Raw genomic sequence first — 17,563 nt, forward strand, 5'->3', positions numbered from 1 at the left:
CACCTCAAGGCATGTTCCCAAGCATTACTCACCCGTCCGCCGCTCGTCAGCAAAGGTGCAAGCACCTCTCTGTTACCGCTCGACTTGCATGTGTTAGGCCTGCCGCCAGCGTTCAATCTGAGCCATGATCAAACTCTTCAATTAAAAAGTTTTATGTCTTTCGACAGCTCAATGAATTCTGAATTTATTTAATATCTTTCGATATTGAATTGACTGTGCTGAATAACTACCTAAGTAATTATTCTGTTGGTCACTCAGTTTCAATTGAGACTCTAATTTGTTTGCCTCACTACCTAAGTAGCTTGGCTGTTAGAACTCAATCTGTACGAGTGCCCACACAGATGATTGCTTTATATTGTTAAAGAACGTTTGAGTTGCCTTAGCGACTCAAGGGAAGCGAATCTTACGCTTTCCTGTGTTTTTGTCAACACTTAATTTTAAACTTTATAAAAATCTAAACCTAAGTTTTACTCGACTCACTAAGTGGTTTGCTTGCCTCGCTAAGCGTTGCCTGCTCTGCCGTCTCAGTGGGGTCGCATTATAGGGAGCCGCGAATTTAACGCAAGCCTTTTTTTACTAAAAAACTTATTTAAATTACACCCCAAGCAAGCGCACACCCTAAACACAAGTTACCCACAACCCGCTGTTGATAACTCTACTTTTATGGCCGTTTATCCTAAACACTTGGTCATTCCTATGGTAAGTTGCGGTCACTTTTTTAACACATGTCTTCAGGTAGTAGTTATGGCAGATATAATAAATAGTATTAGTGGCCTTTTATGGGGTCACGTTCTCGTATACTTATTAATAGCAGCGGGTTTATTCTTTACCTTTAAATTGGGTTTTATTCAATTCGTACAATTTCCACATATGTTCAAGGTTATGTTTGGCTCTCGAAAGTGTGGTCATAACGAGATCTCTTCATTTCAGGCTTTTTGTACTTCTCTAGCAGCCCGAGTTGGCACTGGCAATATGGCAGGTGTCGCTGTTGCATTATACCTTGGTGGCCCAGGTGCTATTTTTTGGATGTGGTTAATTGCATTGATTGGTATGGCAACAAGTTTTGCTGAAAGTACACTTGCTCAGGCATACAAGACTAAAGATAGTGATGGTAATTTTAGAGGTGGTCCTGCGTACTATATGCAAACCGGCTTAGGTAAGCGTTGGATGGGAGTTTTGTTCTCACTGTGTTTAATTTTAGCTTTTGGTCTGGTATTTAATGCTGTGCAATCAAACTCTATTGCAGCCGCTTTTGAAGTAGCATTTGATATTCCAAAATATATTGTGGGTCTTTGTTTAGTTATTGGCTCTGGGATCATAATTTTTGGCGGCCTTAAAACAATTTCTCGATTTGCTGAAATGGTTGTCCCTTTTATGGCTCTAGCCTATTTGTGTGTTGCGCTTTATGTTTGTGCTGTTAACTTAAGCGCACTTCCTGATGTATTTATGCTGGTAATAGATAGTGCTTTTGGAATAGAACAAGCCGGTGCTGGCGCAATAGGTTATGGTGTAATACAAGCCATGATCCAAGGAATTAAACGGGGATTGTTTTCTAATGAAGCGGGTATGGGTAGTGCTGCTAATGCTGCAGCAACTGCAACCCCTTATCCCCCTCACCCAGCTTCACAGGGGTATGTGCAAATGCTTGGGGTTTTTATTGATACAATTATAATTTGTACTGCGACTGCTGCACTTATTTTATTATCTCAACAATTAATACCTGAATCAGGGGTGTTGGGTATAGAACTTACTCAGGCCGCATTAACAGAGCATGTTGGAAGTTGGGGCACCTACTTTATTGCTATCGCAATTTTATTTTTTGCTTTTACATCTATTGTTGCGAATTACTCTTATGCAGAAACCAATCTTATGTTTTTAGAACACAACTCTAAGAAAGGAATGTTTATATTTCGCTTGATTGTTTTAGGAATGGTTATGTTCGGGGCAGTAGGTGAGCTTGGGTTAATTTGGACATTAGCCGATATATCAATGGGCTTAATGGCTATTGTTAATGTTATCGCACTTTTCATGTTGTCAGGTGTTGTGATATGGCTTTCAAAAGATTACAACGAACAACACAAAAGAGGCCTAACTCCTACATTTGATAAAAGCAAACACCCAAAGCTAAATAAAGAGGTCGACCCTCTGGCCTGGAAATAAAAATTAAATAGCGAGCTCCGGCTCGCTTTTTTAGCTCTATAATATTTATAGTAAATATAAAAATTTAGATTTATTTTTACTACTACTTTATATTTATTGACGTATAGGAATGCATTGAAAAGTTATCTGTAAAAAAAGGAGACCTAATGGATGACGTAACAAAAAAGTACAGTATCGACACGACTGATTATCAAGTTGGACAGGATAATGTGCAAAAATGGGGGTTTGACATACATAACCCTGTATTTGGAATAAGCGCATTTTTAGTCGTTTTATTTGTAATACTTACCTTAGTTTTTGACCCCACAGTTACCCGTGATGCACTAACTTCAACTAAAGACGCTATTATTAATCAATTCGATAGTTACTTATGCTATTAGCCAATGCCTTTGTGATTTTTGCGGCGTTTTGGCATTTTCCCCTTTAGGTAAAATTCGTTTAGGAGGTATAAAAGCTCGTGCAGAACATGGTTACATGTCGTGGCTTTCAATGCTCTTTGCAGCAGGAATAGGAATTGTCTTACTATTTTGGGGAGTAGCAGAGCCAACAGCCTATTATACCGGTTGGTATCATATGCCAATGGGAGTTGAGGCAAATTCAGCACAAGCACATTCATTAGCTTTAGGTGCAACTATGTACCACTGGGGCTTACACGGATGGGCGATTTACGCCGTGGTTGGGTTAAGTCTGGCTTTTTTTGCATTCAACAAAGGTCTTCCTTTATCTATACGTTCTGTTTTTTACCCTTTATTTGGTGATCGTGCTTGGGGTTAGCTTGGACATATCATAGATATACTTGCGGTACTGTCTACCTTATTTGGTTTAGCTACATCGTTAGGGCTTGGTGCACAACAAGCAACCAGTGGAATAAATTACCTATTAGGTACAGATTTCGGCACAGCTTTTCAAATATCAGTTATTGGATTAGTAACCTGTATTGCTATTTTTTCTGTTATTAAAGGTATTGGAGGCGGTGTAAAAGTACTAAGCAATGTTAATTTAATCTGCGCGTTTATTTTATTGTTAGCTGTTATCGTACTTACATTCTCTGATTCAATTCCTGCCGTGTGGTTTACCCTTAAAGCATACGCAGAACACTTTGTGCCATTGAGTAACCCTTTTAATAGACCCGATGAAGACTGGGTGCATTCTTGGACTGTATTTTATTGGGCGTGGTGGATATCTTGGTCACCATTTGTGGGTATGTTTATAGCTAGGGTTTCTAAAGGGCGAACTGTACGAGAATTCTTACTTGTTGTAATAGGCCTACCAACTCTGCTGAGCTTAGTATGGATGGGTGTATTTGGTAATATGGCAATTACACAAGTTATAGAGAAAGTTGGGCCACTTGGACAAAACGGTTTAACTGATATTTCAGTTACTTTATTTCAAGTTTACGAACAGCTTCCGTTTTCTAGCTTTATCTCTATTATTTCTATTGCTTTAGTTTTAGTCTTTTTTATTACTTCATCTGACTCGGGATCGCTTGTAATAGACGGTATAACTGCTGGCGGTAAAATAGATGCACCAGTGCCACAACGTATATTTTGGGCAACTGTCGAAGGTATGATAGCAGCAGTATTACTTTGGGTTGGAGGCTCGCAAGCATTACAAGCACTTCAATCAGGAGTCGTTACAACTGCCCTACCGTTTTCAATAATACTAATTTTAATGTGCGTTGCGCTTATACAGGGCTTACTAAGTGAATACCCGTTTTACAAAGCTCAAAGTAAACTGCAATAACAGTTCATCTTTTGTAAGTGGCCCTGATGGGTCGCTTACACATCGACTTTAAAATTTACCATAGACACGCCTTACATATATTCATGTTCACTAATGTCAGATCCCAATGTTACTTCATCATTTAGAGAGGGCAAAATTTTCGCCTACACCGTTAAAAATATCTGATTTACTTAAGTATAGATGCAGGTGTAATTGCCAATAGTAATTAAATCATCATCGTTCTGATTTTTTTCAGTAACAGTAAAAAATATATTAGAGGTAAGTTGGTGTTAAAATAAAGTGTGGGAACTTAAACTAGCAAACTTTAAGTGTTTTAAGCTGAGGAGGGATTTTAAATTGAAATTATTTAATTTTTTTTTAATAAAGATGGTGCCCGAGGCCGGACTTGAACCGGCACGACTTGTTAGTCGAGGGATTTTAAATCCCTTGTGTCTACCAATTCCACCACTCGGGCATCGAGTTTGCTAATTAAAGCGTGTGGAGTAAATTATGTGGAGGCGGAACCCGGAGTCGAACCGGGGTAAACGGATTTGCAATCCGGTGCATGGCCACTCTGCCATTCCGCCTTAACGCTTCCAAATAATTTGGAGCGGCACACGAGGCTCGAACTCGTGACCTCGACCTTGGCAAGGTCGCGCTCTACCAACTGAGCTAGTGCCGCATACAATAAATTTTATCAAACTTTTAATTAAATTGATCAGTAATTAAAAGTGGTGCCCGAGGCCGGACTTGAACCGGCACGACTTGTTAGTCGAGGGATTTTAAATCCCTTGTGTCTACCAATTCCACCACTCGGGCATCGAGTTTGCTACTTAAAGCAAGTGGATAAAACTAATATGGAGCGGCACACGAGGCTCGAACTCGTGACCTCGACCTTGGCAAGGTCGCGCTCTACCAACTGAGCTAGTGCCGCATCATATTAATTCTAAAGTTTCTTTTTAAAAGGTATATGTTGGTGCATATAACTAAACCACAAAGTGGTGCCCGAGGCCGGACTTGAACCGGCACACTCTAAGAGCGAGGGATTTTAAATCCCTTGTGTCTACCAATTCCACCACTCGGGCATCGAGTTTGCTATTTAAAGCATGTGGAGCGTTGATTGGAGGCGGAACCCGGAGTCGAACCGGGGTAAACGGATTTGCAATCCGGTGCATGGCCACTCTGCCATTCCGCCCCAGTACTGGGGTACAACCTTAGATAACGTGGAGCGGCACACGAGGCTCGAACTCGTGACCTCGACCTTGGCAAGGTCGCGCTCTACCAACTGAGCTAGTGCCGCATTTCGTTATCTTGGGGGCTATGCCCTCTCAACACGGACGCATTCTACAGAGATTATTAAACGCGTCAATACAAAAAATGCTAGTTTTGAACTGTTTGCTTGTTTTTTATCTAAAACGGTGCGTTATTATACATTTACAGTTAATTTTTGGTCAATTCACTCCATGCTGCGTTCAAATATTGCAGCATAGAACTCAAGGTCAAAAACGTTGCTATATAGAGTAGTCCAAAACTTAAATAATTCATCCATGTATCATATTGCCAAATCAATCCAATGATGGCTAACATTTGCGCAGCAGTTTTTATTTTGCCCATATTTGAAACAGCCACGTTGCCACGCTTGCCCTGCTCAGCCATCCATTCTCTTAATGCTGAGATAACAATTTCACGACTAATAATGATAAGTGCAGGAATAGTCATGTACATTGACTGATATTGATCTGAGAGAGCCACAAGTGCCGCACACACCATTACTTTGTCAGCAACAGGGTCCAAAAAAGCACCAAATGGTGTTGATTGTTCTAGTTTTCTTGCAAGGTAACCGTCAAGTATGTCGGTAATTGATGCAAGCCAAAAAATAAAAGCGGCAGCAAAAAAAGCCCAGCTATAAGGCAAATAAAATATCACCAAAAAAATGGGGATAAGAAAAAGTCTAAATGTTGTGAGTGTGTTTGGAATATTCCACATAACTACTTGGATATGTCTTTTCTTTTATATTCGCATGAAGGGCTAACCCTTGTCATGTAAATGGTTAAATATCTTCTCAGCCATGTCAGGGCTGATCCCGGGAACTTTCTTTAATTGTTCTATATTAGCAGCTTTTACTCCCTGCATGCCCCCTAAATATTTTAATAATGTTTGGCGACGCTTAGAACCTACTCCATTTATTTCTTCTAGCAAGGATTGTGTGCGTTGTTTTTGACGCTTATTTCGATGCCCTGCTATTGCAAAACGGTGAGACTCATCACGGATATGTTGAATAAGATGAAGTGCAGGTGCATCAGAATCCATCGGGATTGTTTTACGCCCTCCATCTATAAGTAAGGTTTCAAGACCAGGTTTACGACTTGTGCCTTTTGCAACCCCTACTAAAAGAGGCATTTTAGTATGAGACCAATTAGCAAAATATTGCTCTGCCCGTCCTAACTGTCCTTTACCACCATCTATAAATATAACATCGGGAATTTTGTCTTCATCAACGAGTTTGTTGTAACGTTTATTTAAAGCAAACTCCATGGCTGCATAATCATCACCACCAGTTATGCCGGTTACATTGTAGCGTCTGTATTCTTTTGTATTTGGTCCTTGCGAATCGAACACAACACAACTTGCTACCGTGTTTTCTCCCATAGTGTGACTGATATCAAAACATTCCATCCGTGCTATATCATCTAAACGTAATGTTGCTTTTAATTGGGCATAGCGTTTATTAATAGAGTCTTGTGTACTTTGTTTGACAGCAATACTGTTTAACGCATTTTTATTTGCTAGTTGAAGATATTGCGCCCGCTCTCCACGCGTAACCACTTTAAGCGCCACTTTGCGCTCACTGATTTGCGTAAGTGCTTCGCTTAGCGCGCTACTTTCTTCTATTTCAAACGGAAGTATAATTTCTTTAGCAATACGCCCTGTTGCACCTGGCGCTAAATAATACTGCCCTAAAAATGAGGTTAAAATCTCTTGCTCGCTTGAATCTTTCGGTACTTTAGGAAAATACGTTTTACTGCCTAATACTTTGTGATCGCGGATCATGAGTAAATGTATGCCGTTTAACCCATTTAAATGTGCGAAGCCCACCACATCCATTTCTGCGAAATTACCCGAAATAGACTGTTGCTCCTGCATTTTACGTAGTAGCATTATTTGGTCACGTACTTTTGCTGCAAGCTCAAAATTGAGCTCCATGCTAGCCGCTTCCATTTTTTTTATTAGCTCAGCAATCACTTCATCCGATTTACCCGTTAAAAATTTACGGACATAATCAACTTGTTCGCTGTAATCGTCTTCGGTAACTTTATTAACACACGGTGCAGAACATCGCTTGAGCTGATACTGCAAACAAGGGCGGCTTCGGGCGCGATAATAGGCATCCTCACACTGGCGAACTGGAAATATCTTTTGCATTAAACGCAAACTTTCCGAAACAGCACCTGCACTCGGAAATGGACCAAAGTACTCGCCTTTTATCTTGCGGCTCCCCCTATGAAACGCTAAACGAGGATGTTTGTGGTGCGTTAATAAAATATAAGGGTACGACTTATCGTCTCGCAATAAAATATTGTAACGAGGTTGATATTTTTTTATGAGGTTATTTTCTAGCAGTAGCGCTTCGGTTTCGGTATTAGTCAGTGTAACTTCAATATCACTGATGTTACTGACTAAAACACGGGTTTTGCTATCAGTGATGTTGGATCTAAAGTAACTGCTTACGCGTTTTTTTAGTTGTTTAGCCTTGCCAACATAAATAACTTGGTTGTCACTATCAAGCATGCGGTATACACCAGGCTCGCTTGATAGCGTTTTTAAAAAGTGTACGTGATCAAATTCAGACATATAAAAGGATTAGTACGAAATGTCTATGTCAATCATCTTATGACGAATAGCTAAATGTGTAAGTTCAACGTCGCCACCTACGTTTAATTTTTCAAACATACGGTAACGATAGCTATTAACTGTTTTAGAGCTTAGATTTAAGCGTTCTGCAATATCTTGTGCTTTTTCACCTTTGGTGATCATAAGCATTATTTGAAGTTCGCGCTCTGATAAACTCTGAAACGGATTTTCGTCTGTGCGACCAGTAACCTGTGCAAGTGCTATTTGTTGTGCAATTTCAGGCGCAATGTAGCGCTGACCTGCATGGACTGAACGAATGGCACGAACCATTTCATCAGAGCCGGCTCCTTTGGTAAGAAAACCATGTGCACCAATTTGCATTACTTTAGACGGAAATGGATCTTCGCAATTAACGGTAAGAACAATAATTTTTACATCAGGGCAATAGCGACAAATCTTTTTAGTTGCCTCCAATCCACCCATGCCAGGCATATTCATATCCATAAGTACGATGTTAGGTGTGTGCTGTCGACAAAACTGAACGGCTGCCTCACCGTCTTTTGCTTCACCTACAACTTTAAACCCACGCACATCATCTAAAATGCGCCTGATCCCGGTTCGTACTAGTTCATGATCATCAACTAAAAGTACATTAATCAATGCAATACCCTCATTAACTCAACAATACGCGTCTAAATAATTCAATTTGTCACATTAACACAGTTAAAGCGAAACAATAACTAATATTATCGCTCTCATTTTGGCACATTAACTAAAGTTATAACTACTGGTGTCAATGTGCCCAGCACTTTAAGACGCTGATTTTTCACTAAAACGGTCAACCCACAGTGCTATAATGCCATCGCCTGTTACATTACATGCCGTACCAAAGCTATCTTGTGCTAAGTACAATGCAATCATTAACGCTACTGCCCCTTCATTAAATCCAAGCATGCTGGTTAAAAGGCCAAGAGCCGACATTACCGCGCCACCCGGTGCGCCTGGAGCAGCTATCATCACAACACCTAACATGAAAATAAATGGCAACATACCCATTAACGATGGAACTTCCATACCTGGCGATAAAAACATAACAGCCATAGCACACGTAACAATGGTAATAGTTGAACCCGACAAATGAATGGTGGCACATAAAGGTACTGTAAAGTTTGCAACATCTTCTTTTACATTATTTGCTTTACTTGATTGCAGAGATACTGGGATTGTTGCCGCGCTCGACATAGTACCTAATGCAGTAAAGTAAGCAGGTAACATATTTTTAACTAACTCAAGTGGATTACGCTTTAACAAAATTCCCGTAGCAATATATAAAACGCTTAACCATAACCAGTGCATAACAAGAGCCGCAATTAATACCACTCCAAATGTTTGCAGCGTATCAACCACTGTGCCCGCTACAGTCATTTCAGCAAACACACCTGCAATATAAAATGGTAATGCAGGAATAATCACTTTTGACAATAAGGCATCTATTACATCACGACCCTGATCAGATACTTTTTTTAGTGTGTCTAATTCAAGCTGGCTCATACCAATCCCGAATATAAAAGCCGTCGCAAGGGCAGTCATCACACCCATTAGTGGTGGGATTTCTATATCAATAAAACTGCCTATCTCGGTGGCCACTTCGGCTTCAAAAGTAATACCGCCACTTAAAAATGGAATAACAGCACTGACTAACAAAAAGGCAAGCGTGCCGGCAATAACGGTAGAGCTATAAGCAAATCCAACCGTTTTACCAAGTAAGTGGCCAGACCCTTTAGGAAGCCCGGCAATACCCGAAGCAATAAAAAATAAAATAATAAGAGGAATAGTGAAGGAAATAATTTGACCAATTAACTCTTTAACCGTGAATAAGAGTTCAACACCTGTTAAAGGCACGTAAAAGCCCACCAATATACCAGCCACAATACCGGCAATTAATTTTAAGATTAACTTCATTTTTATTACTCAATTATTATTAGATAAACGTTTTTATCATGTTTTGATTAGCTTGTGTCATAAAACCGCTGAACTAAGGTTTATTTGCATAAATAATCATCAATATACAAAGTACATCTGCGCTCAGTAAATTATCGAACGCCAAATTCATTCAATTTATTGGTTGTTAGTGCATACAGCCTGTAACCTATTAAGCCAATTAAAAGCGCGTAAAATATTGCGTATTACTATGTTTGTATATAAAGGCCACGCCTTTAGTATTTACGCTTTTCTTTAGTTTATTTATGAGTAAAAAATCGCCATGACTAATAAAAGCGTCTTATCATTAAACTTAATATGCGCACCTAATAACAAAAGGCACCGCTAATATAGATTTTTATTTCACTTAATTATAAGCTCAATCGATATATCTTATAGCCAAACTTTACTTTTATTTTTTTAAACTCTCAGTAAAGTGTCAACATATAGTTAGTAGCAAAGGCTATTAGCACGTTGATCAGATTGTATCCAAAGGAACATTATGTCTACTATTTTTGAAGATAACTCACTAAGTATCGGTAATACACCACTGGTAAAACTTAAACGTGTTACAGGTGGGAATGTATTCGCTAAAGTGGAAGCGCGTAACCCAAGCTTTAGTATAAAATGCCGTATTGGTGCATCGATGATTTGGGAGGCTGAAAAAGCAGGTCAGCTAACTGAAGGTAAAGAACTTATCGAGCCTACATCTGGTAACACAGGTATTGCACTGGCTTTCGTTGCCGCAGCACGTGGTTATAAACTAACGCTTACAATGCCAAATACAATGAGTTTAGAACGTCGTAAACTACTTAAAGCACTGGGTGCAAACCTTGTACTTACAGACGGTGCTAAAGGCATGAATGGTGCAATACAAAAAGCAAAAGAAATTCAAGCAACAGACCCAGAAAAATACATTTTGCTACAGCAGTTCGAAAACCCAGCAAACCCAAAAATACACTTTGAGACTACAGGTCCTGAAATTTTTGACGCGCTTGACGGCAAAGTAGATTACTTTGTAGCGGGTGTAGGTACTGGTGGAACTATCACAGGTGTTAGTCGTTACCTTAAAACAGAAAAAGGTTTAAACGTTAAGTCTATTGCTGTTGAGCCAACTAATTCTCCAGTAATCAGCCAAACACTTGCCGGTGAAGACGTTAAGCCAGGGCCACATAAAATACAAGGTATTGGTGCAGGGTTTATTCCTGGCAACCTAGATCTGAGCTTAATTGATGCTGCAGAGCAAGTATCTAACGAAGATGCGATTTCAATGGCACACGAGCTAATGAAAAAAGAAGGCATACTAGTAGGTATTTCTTCAGGCGCTGCAGTAGTAGCAGCAAAACGAATTGCTGAAAAACCAGAAAATGCTGACAAAAACATTGTTGTTATTTTGCCAAGTGCTACTGAACGTTACTTATCAAGCCCACTCTTTGATGAAGAGTTTAGTGACCAAGAGCTTGTTCAATAAGCATTACTTACCACTTTTTAAAAGGATGCCTAGGCATCCTTTTTTATTATTTACTCTGTAATATCTTTTTATTTACCTTCCATGTCTTTACATATTAGCTAATTCACCACACACTTAAATAAAACTAACTAACAAAAATTAACATGAAAAAAATAACCTATTTAGTCAGCCTTATTCTGTGTTTGTTTTTAGTTGCCTGTAGCGATGATGTGAAAAAACTTGGTGATTCACCCGGCGACACCGCAACAGCTTACTTTGACGCCTTGTACAATCAGCAAGATCTTCAAAAAGCAACAACCATGGCTACACCCAACCTTACGCGAATTATGAAGTCGTACGGTACAGCCAAACAATTTACGCGTAACTTAGTTAACATGCAGTACGATGAGGTTGTTATTGAAGTTGATATGACCAACATGAGTGTGCGCGAGCAATATGGCGATAATGCTAAAATAAACCTTATTTTTACTGGTTATTTAAACGGTAACAAAATAGATGATATGCGAAGCGTAAAAATGCTACGTAAAAAAGGTAAATGGTATATCGATAAAATAGTCGCCGACCCATACGCACGTTAATCATTATATTTAAAAAAGGCCTTACACATTAAGGCCTTTTTTATTTATGGTTCATATAGTTAGCTACAACTCGCCGTGCTGAAAGTTATCAACCGCTATTGCTTGTTTACGTAGCTTATTGGCATGGTGCATAGCATCGGCATCGGTTTGCGTTACTAAGTCATTATTTAATGCAAAATTAATTGCCCCCTCAATATCGAGTGTTGCAGGAATATTGCCTTTGCGCTGACATTGTTTTAAATCTTTAAACTGGGCTTGCATATCGTGCATAGCTAAAAATGCACTTTCCATTATTCCAGTACCCGCGTTTTCATCTACATAGCACAAATGCGTTAAACGATTTCTAAACACACCGGGTTGAGTCATATGTTCACAAATACGTTGTGCAATTTCATCACTCGGTTTTTCATAATGATTACCAATTGGAAATACAATACGTTTAAGCACAAAATTAATAACTGGGTTTGAGAAATTTTTGAAAAAGCCATCAAACGCTTGGCCTATTTCAAATAATGATGTTTCTATCGCATATTTAACAAAAGGTAAGTCGGCTTGTTGACGGCCCTCGTCTTCGTAACGCTTTAGAACCGTAGAGGCTAAATACAAGTGGCTCAATACATCACCTAATCGGGCAGATATCATCTCTTTGCGTTTTAGCTCACCGCCTAACATTAACATTGCCACGTCCGTACAAATAGCCAAGCTTCTGCTCATTCTACTTAAATGCTTGTAATAAATGGCAGTTTCGCCGCCAACTGGCGCTTTTGCAAAATAACTACGTGTTAAACCATGTATAAATGCCATGCTGGCATTACTTACTGCAAATAATATATGGTTCATTAATAAACCATCAAATTGATTCAGAGCAGCATCGTCATCTTCAAGAGCAGCGGCTTCCATTTCTTTTAAAACAAATGGGTGACAGCGGGTCGCTCCTTGGCCAAATATCATTAAATTTCGGGTTAAAATATTTGCGCCCTCTACCGTAATTGAAACCGGTATTCCCATATAACCATGTGCTAAATAGTTGTTAGGCCCGACCTGAATACCTTTGCCCGAATGAATATCCATTGCATCGTTCATAACAGTACGGCCCATCTCAGTCATATGATATTTTGCAATTGCAGTGACAACCGAAGGGCTGAGTTTTAAATCTATTGCGCCTGCCGTCATTAATCGGCATGACTCTAGGGTGTAAGTTAAACCGCCAATGCGTGCAAGGGCCTCTTGCACACCTTCAAATTGCCCAATAGACACACCAAATTGTTGGCGTACCATGGCATATGCTGAAGTCATTTTAGCCGCTAAATGACCAGTTGCAGCACTCAACGCCGGTAGCGAAATACCTCGCCCTGCACTTAAACATTCCACCAGCATGCGCCAACCACGTCCTGCGCATTCTTGACCCCCAATAATCCAATCAAGCGGAATGAACACGTCTTCCCCATAGGTTGTACCGTTCATAAATGCCATGTTCAGTGGATAATGGCGCTCACCTGTTTTCACACCCGGATGATCGGTTGGAATAAGCGCACACGTAATACCAAGCTCTTTTTCGTCTCCTAGTAAACCATCTGGGTCGTACATTTTAAAGGCAAGCCCTAAAACTGTGGCCACCGGTGCAAGCGTAATGTAACGTTTTGACCAGTTTAAACGCAGGCCAATTACGTCTTCGCCGTTGTGCTGCCCTTTGCATACAACGCCAGAATCTGGAATGCTACCGGCATCAGACCCCGCCTCAGGGCCTGTAAGTGCAAAACATGGTACATCTTCGCCATTGGCAAGGGTGGGTAACCAGCGGTCTTGTTGCTCTTTAGTTCCATAATGTAGCAATAACTCACCCGGCCCCAAACTATTTGGCACCATAACAGTCACAGCCGCAGTTAAACTTTTTGTTGAAATTTTTGACACTATGGTCGAATTAGCAATGGCAGAAAACTCTCGACCTCCAAATTTTTCTGGAATGATCAGCGCAAAAAAACCTTCTGTTTTTAAGTATTCCCACACCTCTTTTGGCAGGTCTTTATCTTTTTGCACTATTTGGTAATCATCAAGCATGGCCATTAAGGTTTCTACCTGATTAGCCATAAATGCATTTTCTTTGTCACTTAATTCAGGCTTTGGAAAGCTGTGTAATTTTTTCCAATCAGGGTTACCACTAAATAGTTCTCCATCCCACCAAACATCACCCGCTTCCATTGCTTCTCGCTCTGTTTGCGAAAGCGGTGGAAGTACTTTTTTAAACATTTTAAACGTGGGTCTACTGATCAGGTTTAGGCGAATATCTTTAACAGCAAAAATAACCACTATTACAACCAGTAAAATGATAAATACCGACATGCGTACATTCCTTTCACATTAAAAAATAATACCCTAAGTATGGCCCATCTTAGTTTAAATACAATGGGTAGCCAGTCGAGTGCCACTAAAATGATGAGCCTAGCTAATTGCAATTTAAAATATAACGATAAGTAGGATTACACATTTATTACACACAGCAAAAAGCCCACAAATGTGGGCTTTTTGCTACTTAACTGATTTAATTTATGCGATTAAACGCTTAATTAAAACTGAAAACGCATATTAGCAAAGTACGCATCGTTATCAGAATCATCAGCATTATTCTCGTAACCTACTTTAAGACCAATATTTTTGTTAATAAAGTGCTGAGCGCCAAAACTGTACGTATCTTGTTTATCGTAGCTTGCAAATACAGAGGTCGCTTTTGAAAAATAGTAATTCGTTTCTGCCACCCATTGGTTCTCAGCGTCATCAATACTTTCGTATTTACCTTCAAACGTTAGGTAGTTACCTTGCTGTAAATCAATAAAGTATTTAGCTGCGACGGCGCGGTAATCAAAGTCATCATCAGATGTTACCGTTACGCCAATGTAATCGGTAGTGTTTAGCATATGGTTATACGCTAAATCGAATAAAGCAAAGTCTTCGCCATCTTTATTTTCAACTAGCGTCACTTTTGCAAGCAGGTCTGGGTTAAAAAAGTAACCACCTGAAATTGTATAAGCTTCGTTATGATTGCCAACATCAAGGTTTGTGTATGACGCACCAATAACAAACTCATTAATAAAGTACTCACCACCCACTGACGTTGTATCGCTAAAGTCGTCATCAGCGTATGCGCCGTAAATGTTGCTTTGCTTATTAATGTATTCAAATTGGTCGTACGGGCCTAATGTTTTTTTAGGCGATAGGTAATAAATAGAATCTACAGCAACGGTATCGTTGTTGTCGCTGTCTTTGTAGCTTAGATTACTAATTGATTGATAGCTGTCTGCAGCAGCCGCAGTGCTAGATAATAAAATGCTTGAAATAATAACTGCTAATTTTTTCATTGTAAGACTTCCCTATGTACATTGCGTTTTATGCTTTAGCTAAATTACTAAAGTGGGCACATGCTAACGCCGGGAAACTGAATGAAAACTTAATTAAACCTTTGTATTTGTTGAGTTAATTGTAAGGAGGTGTAAGAAACTGTAAAAATTAAAGTAGTTGCAACATTTAGTCAACAACTACTTAAAATATATGTACAATTATAGAGCGTGTTGGCTAATTACTCTGTAAACTTCATTAATGTTATCGCCCGCTTTAAACTCTTTTGTAAGTGGCGTTGGGTCAGATCCAATCCAAATTTTAAGCTCTGCATCTAAATCAAAGTGCCCTGCACTTTCTTTACTAAATTTGGTGATTTTTGAGTAAGCAATACTCACCATTTCCATTTTAGAGCCAGTTACACCTTGCTTATCAATTAAAATTAGGCGCTTATTAGTAAAAATAAACATATCGCGAATCACTTTGTAGGCTTTTTCTACGTGCTCGCCTTCTATTAATGTATTAGCGAGTACTTTTTCTAAATCAGAATCATCAACTTCGCTTGCGTTACCCATTAATCCGCTTAATAAACCCATTATGCTTTCTCCTGTTTAAAAATTTGATTTTCTAATGTGTGGCCATTTACCAACTGTCTGTATTGCCAATTATGTTGGTGGCAAAACTGTAATAGTGCAATATCAAGTGCCTGCTCAGATTGGTTATACTCAATAACATACTCTTTGTGTTGGCTCATATAAACAGAGCTTACACCATTAAGTAACTGTAACTGTTGCTCAACGTTTTCATACATCTCGTTTAACATTAGTGTGTAAAAATGTTTGTCGGTTTTATTTACTTTTGTTTGATGCTCACTCAATACGCCTTTGTCTAAATGCAGCACTTGGGAACATAGCCGCTCAAGCTCAGTTAAATCATGCGAGCTTAAAATAAAGGTTGCTTCAGAGCTCAACGTTGAAACTAACTCACGCACTTCTCTGGCATGAATAGGATCAAGTCCTGCGGTTGCCTCATCTAGCATCACAATTTGCGGCGAACCTATTAGAGCCTGAGCTATGGTTACACGTTTGCGCATACCATGAGATAAATCACTTGCGCGGTTTTTAGCAATTTCACGCAAGCCTACCAAATCAAGAACACGCAAGGCTTCTGTGTGACTTTGCTTGGTGCTCATACCATGTAATTTGGCATAAAAAGCAAGTTGCTTGTCTATATTAAAACGCGGATCGAGCTGGGCATCTTGCGGTAAGGCACTTACTTTATTAAATAATGCAGCACTGCCGGGTTTATGGCCGAGTATTTCAAGCTCACCATTGCTGGGCGATATATAACCGCACAACAAACTAAATAACGTCGTTTTACCCGCACCATTTGGACCAACAAGTGCAACGGGAGCACCTTGCTCAATTTCAAAGTTCACATTGTTCAGCGCAAGTTTAGAGCCGTACGACTTACTCAAGTTACGCCCTGTAATTAGTGTACTCATAGTGAGCTCCTTGCAAAAATACGTTGAGCCACGGCAAGTAACACAGCAGTATGTACAAGTGGTATTCCCACGGCACTTAATAATGGCAGGTTTTGACCGGCGAGTTGCTCTATTTGTACACCCGGGAATAAATAATCAAGTACGCTTAATGCAGGTATTTGCCACTGTAGTAAACCCACTACAATTCCACCCGCTGTAAAATATAAAATAGCGAGTACAATTGATAACCGCGATGAACGTGCAAAAGTATTAATTAAAGTCATTAACGCCACAAACGGTGCAAATGTAACGATAAGAATTAGAAATATCGACAGTGCGCGGCCAACGCCCCCTACCAACAAACTCGGATCGCGATACCCTAATACCGCTAACGTGGCCACAAGAGTAATTGCTACCAAACACGTTAATACGGCTAATTGCCCAATAAACCGACCAAACAATATTTCAAATCGGGTTGAACGCAATGATAAAAACCTAAGTGTACCGCGCTCTCTGTCACCCACCGTTTGGTCACTACAAATAAATAAGCTAAAAACAGGGAAGCTATACAAAGCAATAAGCCAATACATAGCAAACTCGGCTTCAGGCCAATCAAGAAGTTTACTCAAGCCAATTGAACCTGAAATATCACGGGCTATTTGTTCAAAATTTGGCGAGCTAATAATGCTCACGGCTTGTCCTATCGGGTAGCGCAAAATAATTAACCAAACAAGTGCAAATGCGGCAAGTGCAATAAGCCCACGTTTAGTTAAAAACATACGTACAAGCTCAAATCCCGCAATTTGGGTTAAGCGTCCTACGTTTATTGGTAATGGTGTTGCCATTGACTATCCTTAATGACGTTGCTCATGCTTTAGTTTAAAGCCTAATATAACAACCCTAAGTGTAAACACCGTGAATTACCAGCAAAAAAAAGCCCACTAAGAGTGAGCTTTGTAACAAACCATTAAAATGTAACAAGCGCAT

General features: G+C 39.6%; 12 protein-coding genes, 8 tRNA genes, 1 rRNA gene and 1 pseudogene. 4 read left to right on the forward strand and 18 right to left on the reverse strand.

The annotated features are described in order from the left end of the window. A 16S ribosomal RNA gene (locus ATS76_RS15395) occupies positions 1-144 on the reverse strand; the annotation flags it as partial. 600 nt (positions 145-744) lie between these two features. On the opposite strand from ATS76_RS15395, the gene ATS76_RS15400 reads away from it, so the two are divergent. Both ATS76_RS15400 and ATS76_RS15405 read left to right on the forward strand, forming a co-directional pair. Beyond that, the gene (locus ATS76_RS15400) at positions 745-2,160 is read left to right on the forward strand and encodes an alanine/glycine:cation symporter family protein (protein WP_058552936.1); all 1,416 of its coding nucleotides are present in this window, start codon (positions 745-747) and stop codon (positions 2,158-2,160) included. Positions 2,161-2,306: 146 nt separating this feature from the next. Next, positions 2,307-3,903 (forward strand): annotated as a pseudogene (locus tag ATS76_RS15405) (BCCT family transporter). Between the two features lie 367 nt (positions 3,904-4,270). Here ATS76_RS15405 and ATS76_RS15410 read toward each other — a convergent pair. From ATS76_RS15410 to ATS76_RS15465, 12 genes are all read right to left on the reverse strand, one after another. Further along, a tRNA-Leu gene (locus ATS76_RS15410) sits at positions 4,271-4,357 on the reverse strand. Positions 4,358-4,395: 38 nt separating this feature from the next. Next, positions 4,396-4,469: transfer RNA gene (locus ATS76_RS15415), tRNA-Cys, on the reverse strand. Between the two features lie 19 nt (positions 4,470-4,488). Further along, positions 4,489-4,564, reverse strand: a tRNA-Gly gene (locus ATS76_RS15420). Positions 4,565-4,614: 50 nt separating this feature from the next. Continuing rightward, positions 4,615-4,701: transfer RNA gene (locus ATS76_RS15425), tRNA-Leu, on the reverse strand. 39 nt (positions 4,702-4,740) lie between these two features. Next, positions 4,741-4,816, reverse strand: a tRNA-Gly gene (locus tag ATS76_RS15430). Between the two features lie 65 nt (positions 4,817-4,881). Beyond that, positions 4,882-4,967: transfer RNA gene (locus tag ATS76_RS15435), tRNA-Leu, on the reverse strand. A gap of 36 nt (positions 4,968-5,003) precedes the next feature. Next, positions 5,004-5,077 (reverse strand) — tRNA-Cys (locus ATS76_RS15440). A gap of 29 nt (positions 5,078-5,106) precedes the next feature. Next, positions 5,107-5,182, reverse strand: a tRNA-Gly gene (locus tag ATS76_RS15445). Positions 5,183-5,322: 140 nt separating this feature from the next. Further along, positions 5,323-5,868: a CDP-diacylglycerol--glycerol-3-phosphate 3-phosphatidyltransferase gene (gene pgsA / locus ATS76_RS15450; protein ID WP_006794013.1), complete on the reverse strand. Its 546-nt coding sequence runs from the start codon at positions 5,866-5,868 to the stop codon at positions 5,323-5,325. A 42-nt stretch (positions 5,869-5,910) separates the two neighbouring features. Then, on the reverse strand, positions 5,911-7,734 hold the full coding sequence (gene uvrC, locus ATS76_RS15455; RefSeq protein ID WP_058552794.1) for an excinuclease ABC subunit UvrC: 1,824 nt from the start codon (positions 7,732-7,734) through the stop codon (positions 5,911-5,913). Positions 7,735-7,743: 9 nt separating this feature from the next. Continuing rightward, a complete protein-coding gene (gene uvrY, locus ATS76_RS15460) occupies positions 7,744-8,394 on the reverse strand; it encodes a UvrY/SirA/GacA family response regulator transcription factor (RefSeq protein WP_058552795.1) in 651 nt (216 codons plus the stop codon). Positions 8,395-8,544: 150 nt separating this feature from the next. Further along, positions 8,545-9,696, reverse strand: coding sequence for a dicarboxylate/amino acid:cation symporter (locus tag ATS76_RS15465; RefSeq protein WP_006794016.1), 1,152 nt, complete (start codon positions 9,694-9,696; stop codon positions 8,545-8,547). 520 nt (positions 9,697-10,216) lie between these two features. Here ATS76_RS15465 and cysK point away from each other — a divergent pair. Continuing rightward, complete coding sequence (gene cysK, locus ATS76_RS15470; RefSeq protein ID WP_058552796.1) at positions 10,217-11,185, forward strand: cysteine synthase A; 969 nt, start codon at positions 10,217-10,219, stop codon at positions 11,183-11,185. Between the two features lie 143 nt (positions 11,186-11,328). Next, positions 11,329-11,763 carry a hypothetical protein gene (locus ATS76_RS15475; RefSeq protein ID WP_058405616.1) on the forward strand — a complete coding sequence of 145 codons (435 nt, stop codon included), beginning with the start codon at positions 11,329-11,331 and terminating at the stop codon, positions 11,761-11,763. A 63-nt stretch (positions 11,764-11,826) separates the two neighbouring features. Here the strand turns inward: ATS76_RS15475 and ATS76_RS15480 are convergent, their stop codons facing one another. The 5 genes from ATS76_RS15480 to ATS76_RS15500 form a co-directional block, all read right to left on the reverse strand. Beyond that, positions 11,827-14,103, reverse strand: coding sequence for an acyl-CoA dehydrogenase (locus ATS76_RS15480; protein WP_058552797.1), 2,277 nt, complete (start codon positions 14,101-14,103; stop codon positions 11,827-11,829). Between the two features lie 224 nt (positions 14,104-14,327). Next, the gene (locus ATS76_RS15485) at positions 14,328-15,116 is read right to left on the reverse strand and encodes a putative porin (protein ID WP_058552798.1); all 789 of its coding nucleotides are present in this window, start codon (positions 15,114-15,116) and stop codon (positions 14,328-14,330) included. A 198-nt stretch (positions 15,117-15,314) separates the two neighbouring features. Continuing rightward, positions 15,315-15,689: a PH domain-containing protein gene (locus ATS76_RS15490; protein ID WP_006794021.1), complete on the reverse strand. Its 375-nt coding sequence runs from the start codon at positions 15,687-15,689 to the stop codon at positions 15,315-15,317. Further along, complete coding sequence (locus tag ATS76_RS15495; protein WP_058552799.1) at positions 15,689-16,597, reverse strand: ABC transporter ATP-binding protein; 909 nt, start codon at positions 16,595-16,597, stop codon at positions 15,689-15,691. The genes ATS76_RS15490 and ATS76_RS15495 overlap by 1 nt, the downstream gene beginning before the upstream one ends. Further along, entirely contained in the window at positions 16,594-17,421 is an 828-nt protein-coding gene (locus ATS76_RS15500; protein WP_058552800.1) for an ABC transporter permease subunit, read from the reverse strand. Before ATS76_RS15500 ends, ATS76_RS15495 begins: the two co-directional genes overlap by 4 nt. Positions 17,422-17,563 lie beyond the last annotated feature (142 nt).

The organism is Pseudoalteromonas sp. 10-33 (assembly GCF_001469195.1).
Classification (GTDB): domain Bacteria; phylum Pseudomonadota; class Gammaproteobacteria; order Enterobacterales; family Alteromonadaceae; genus Pseudoalteromonas.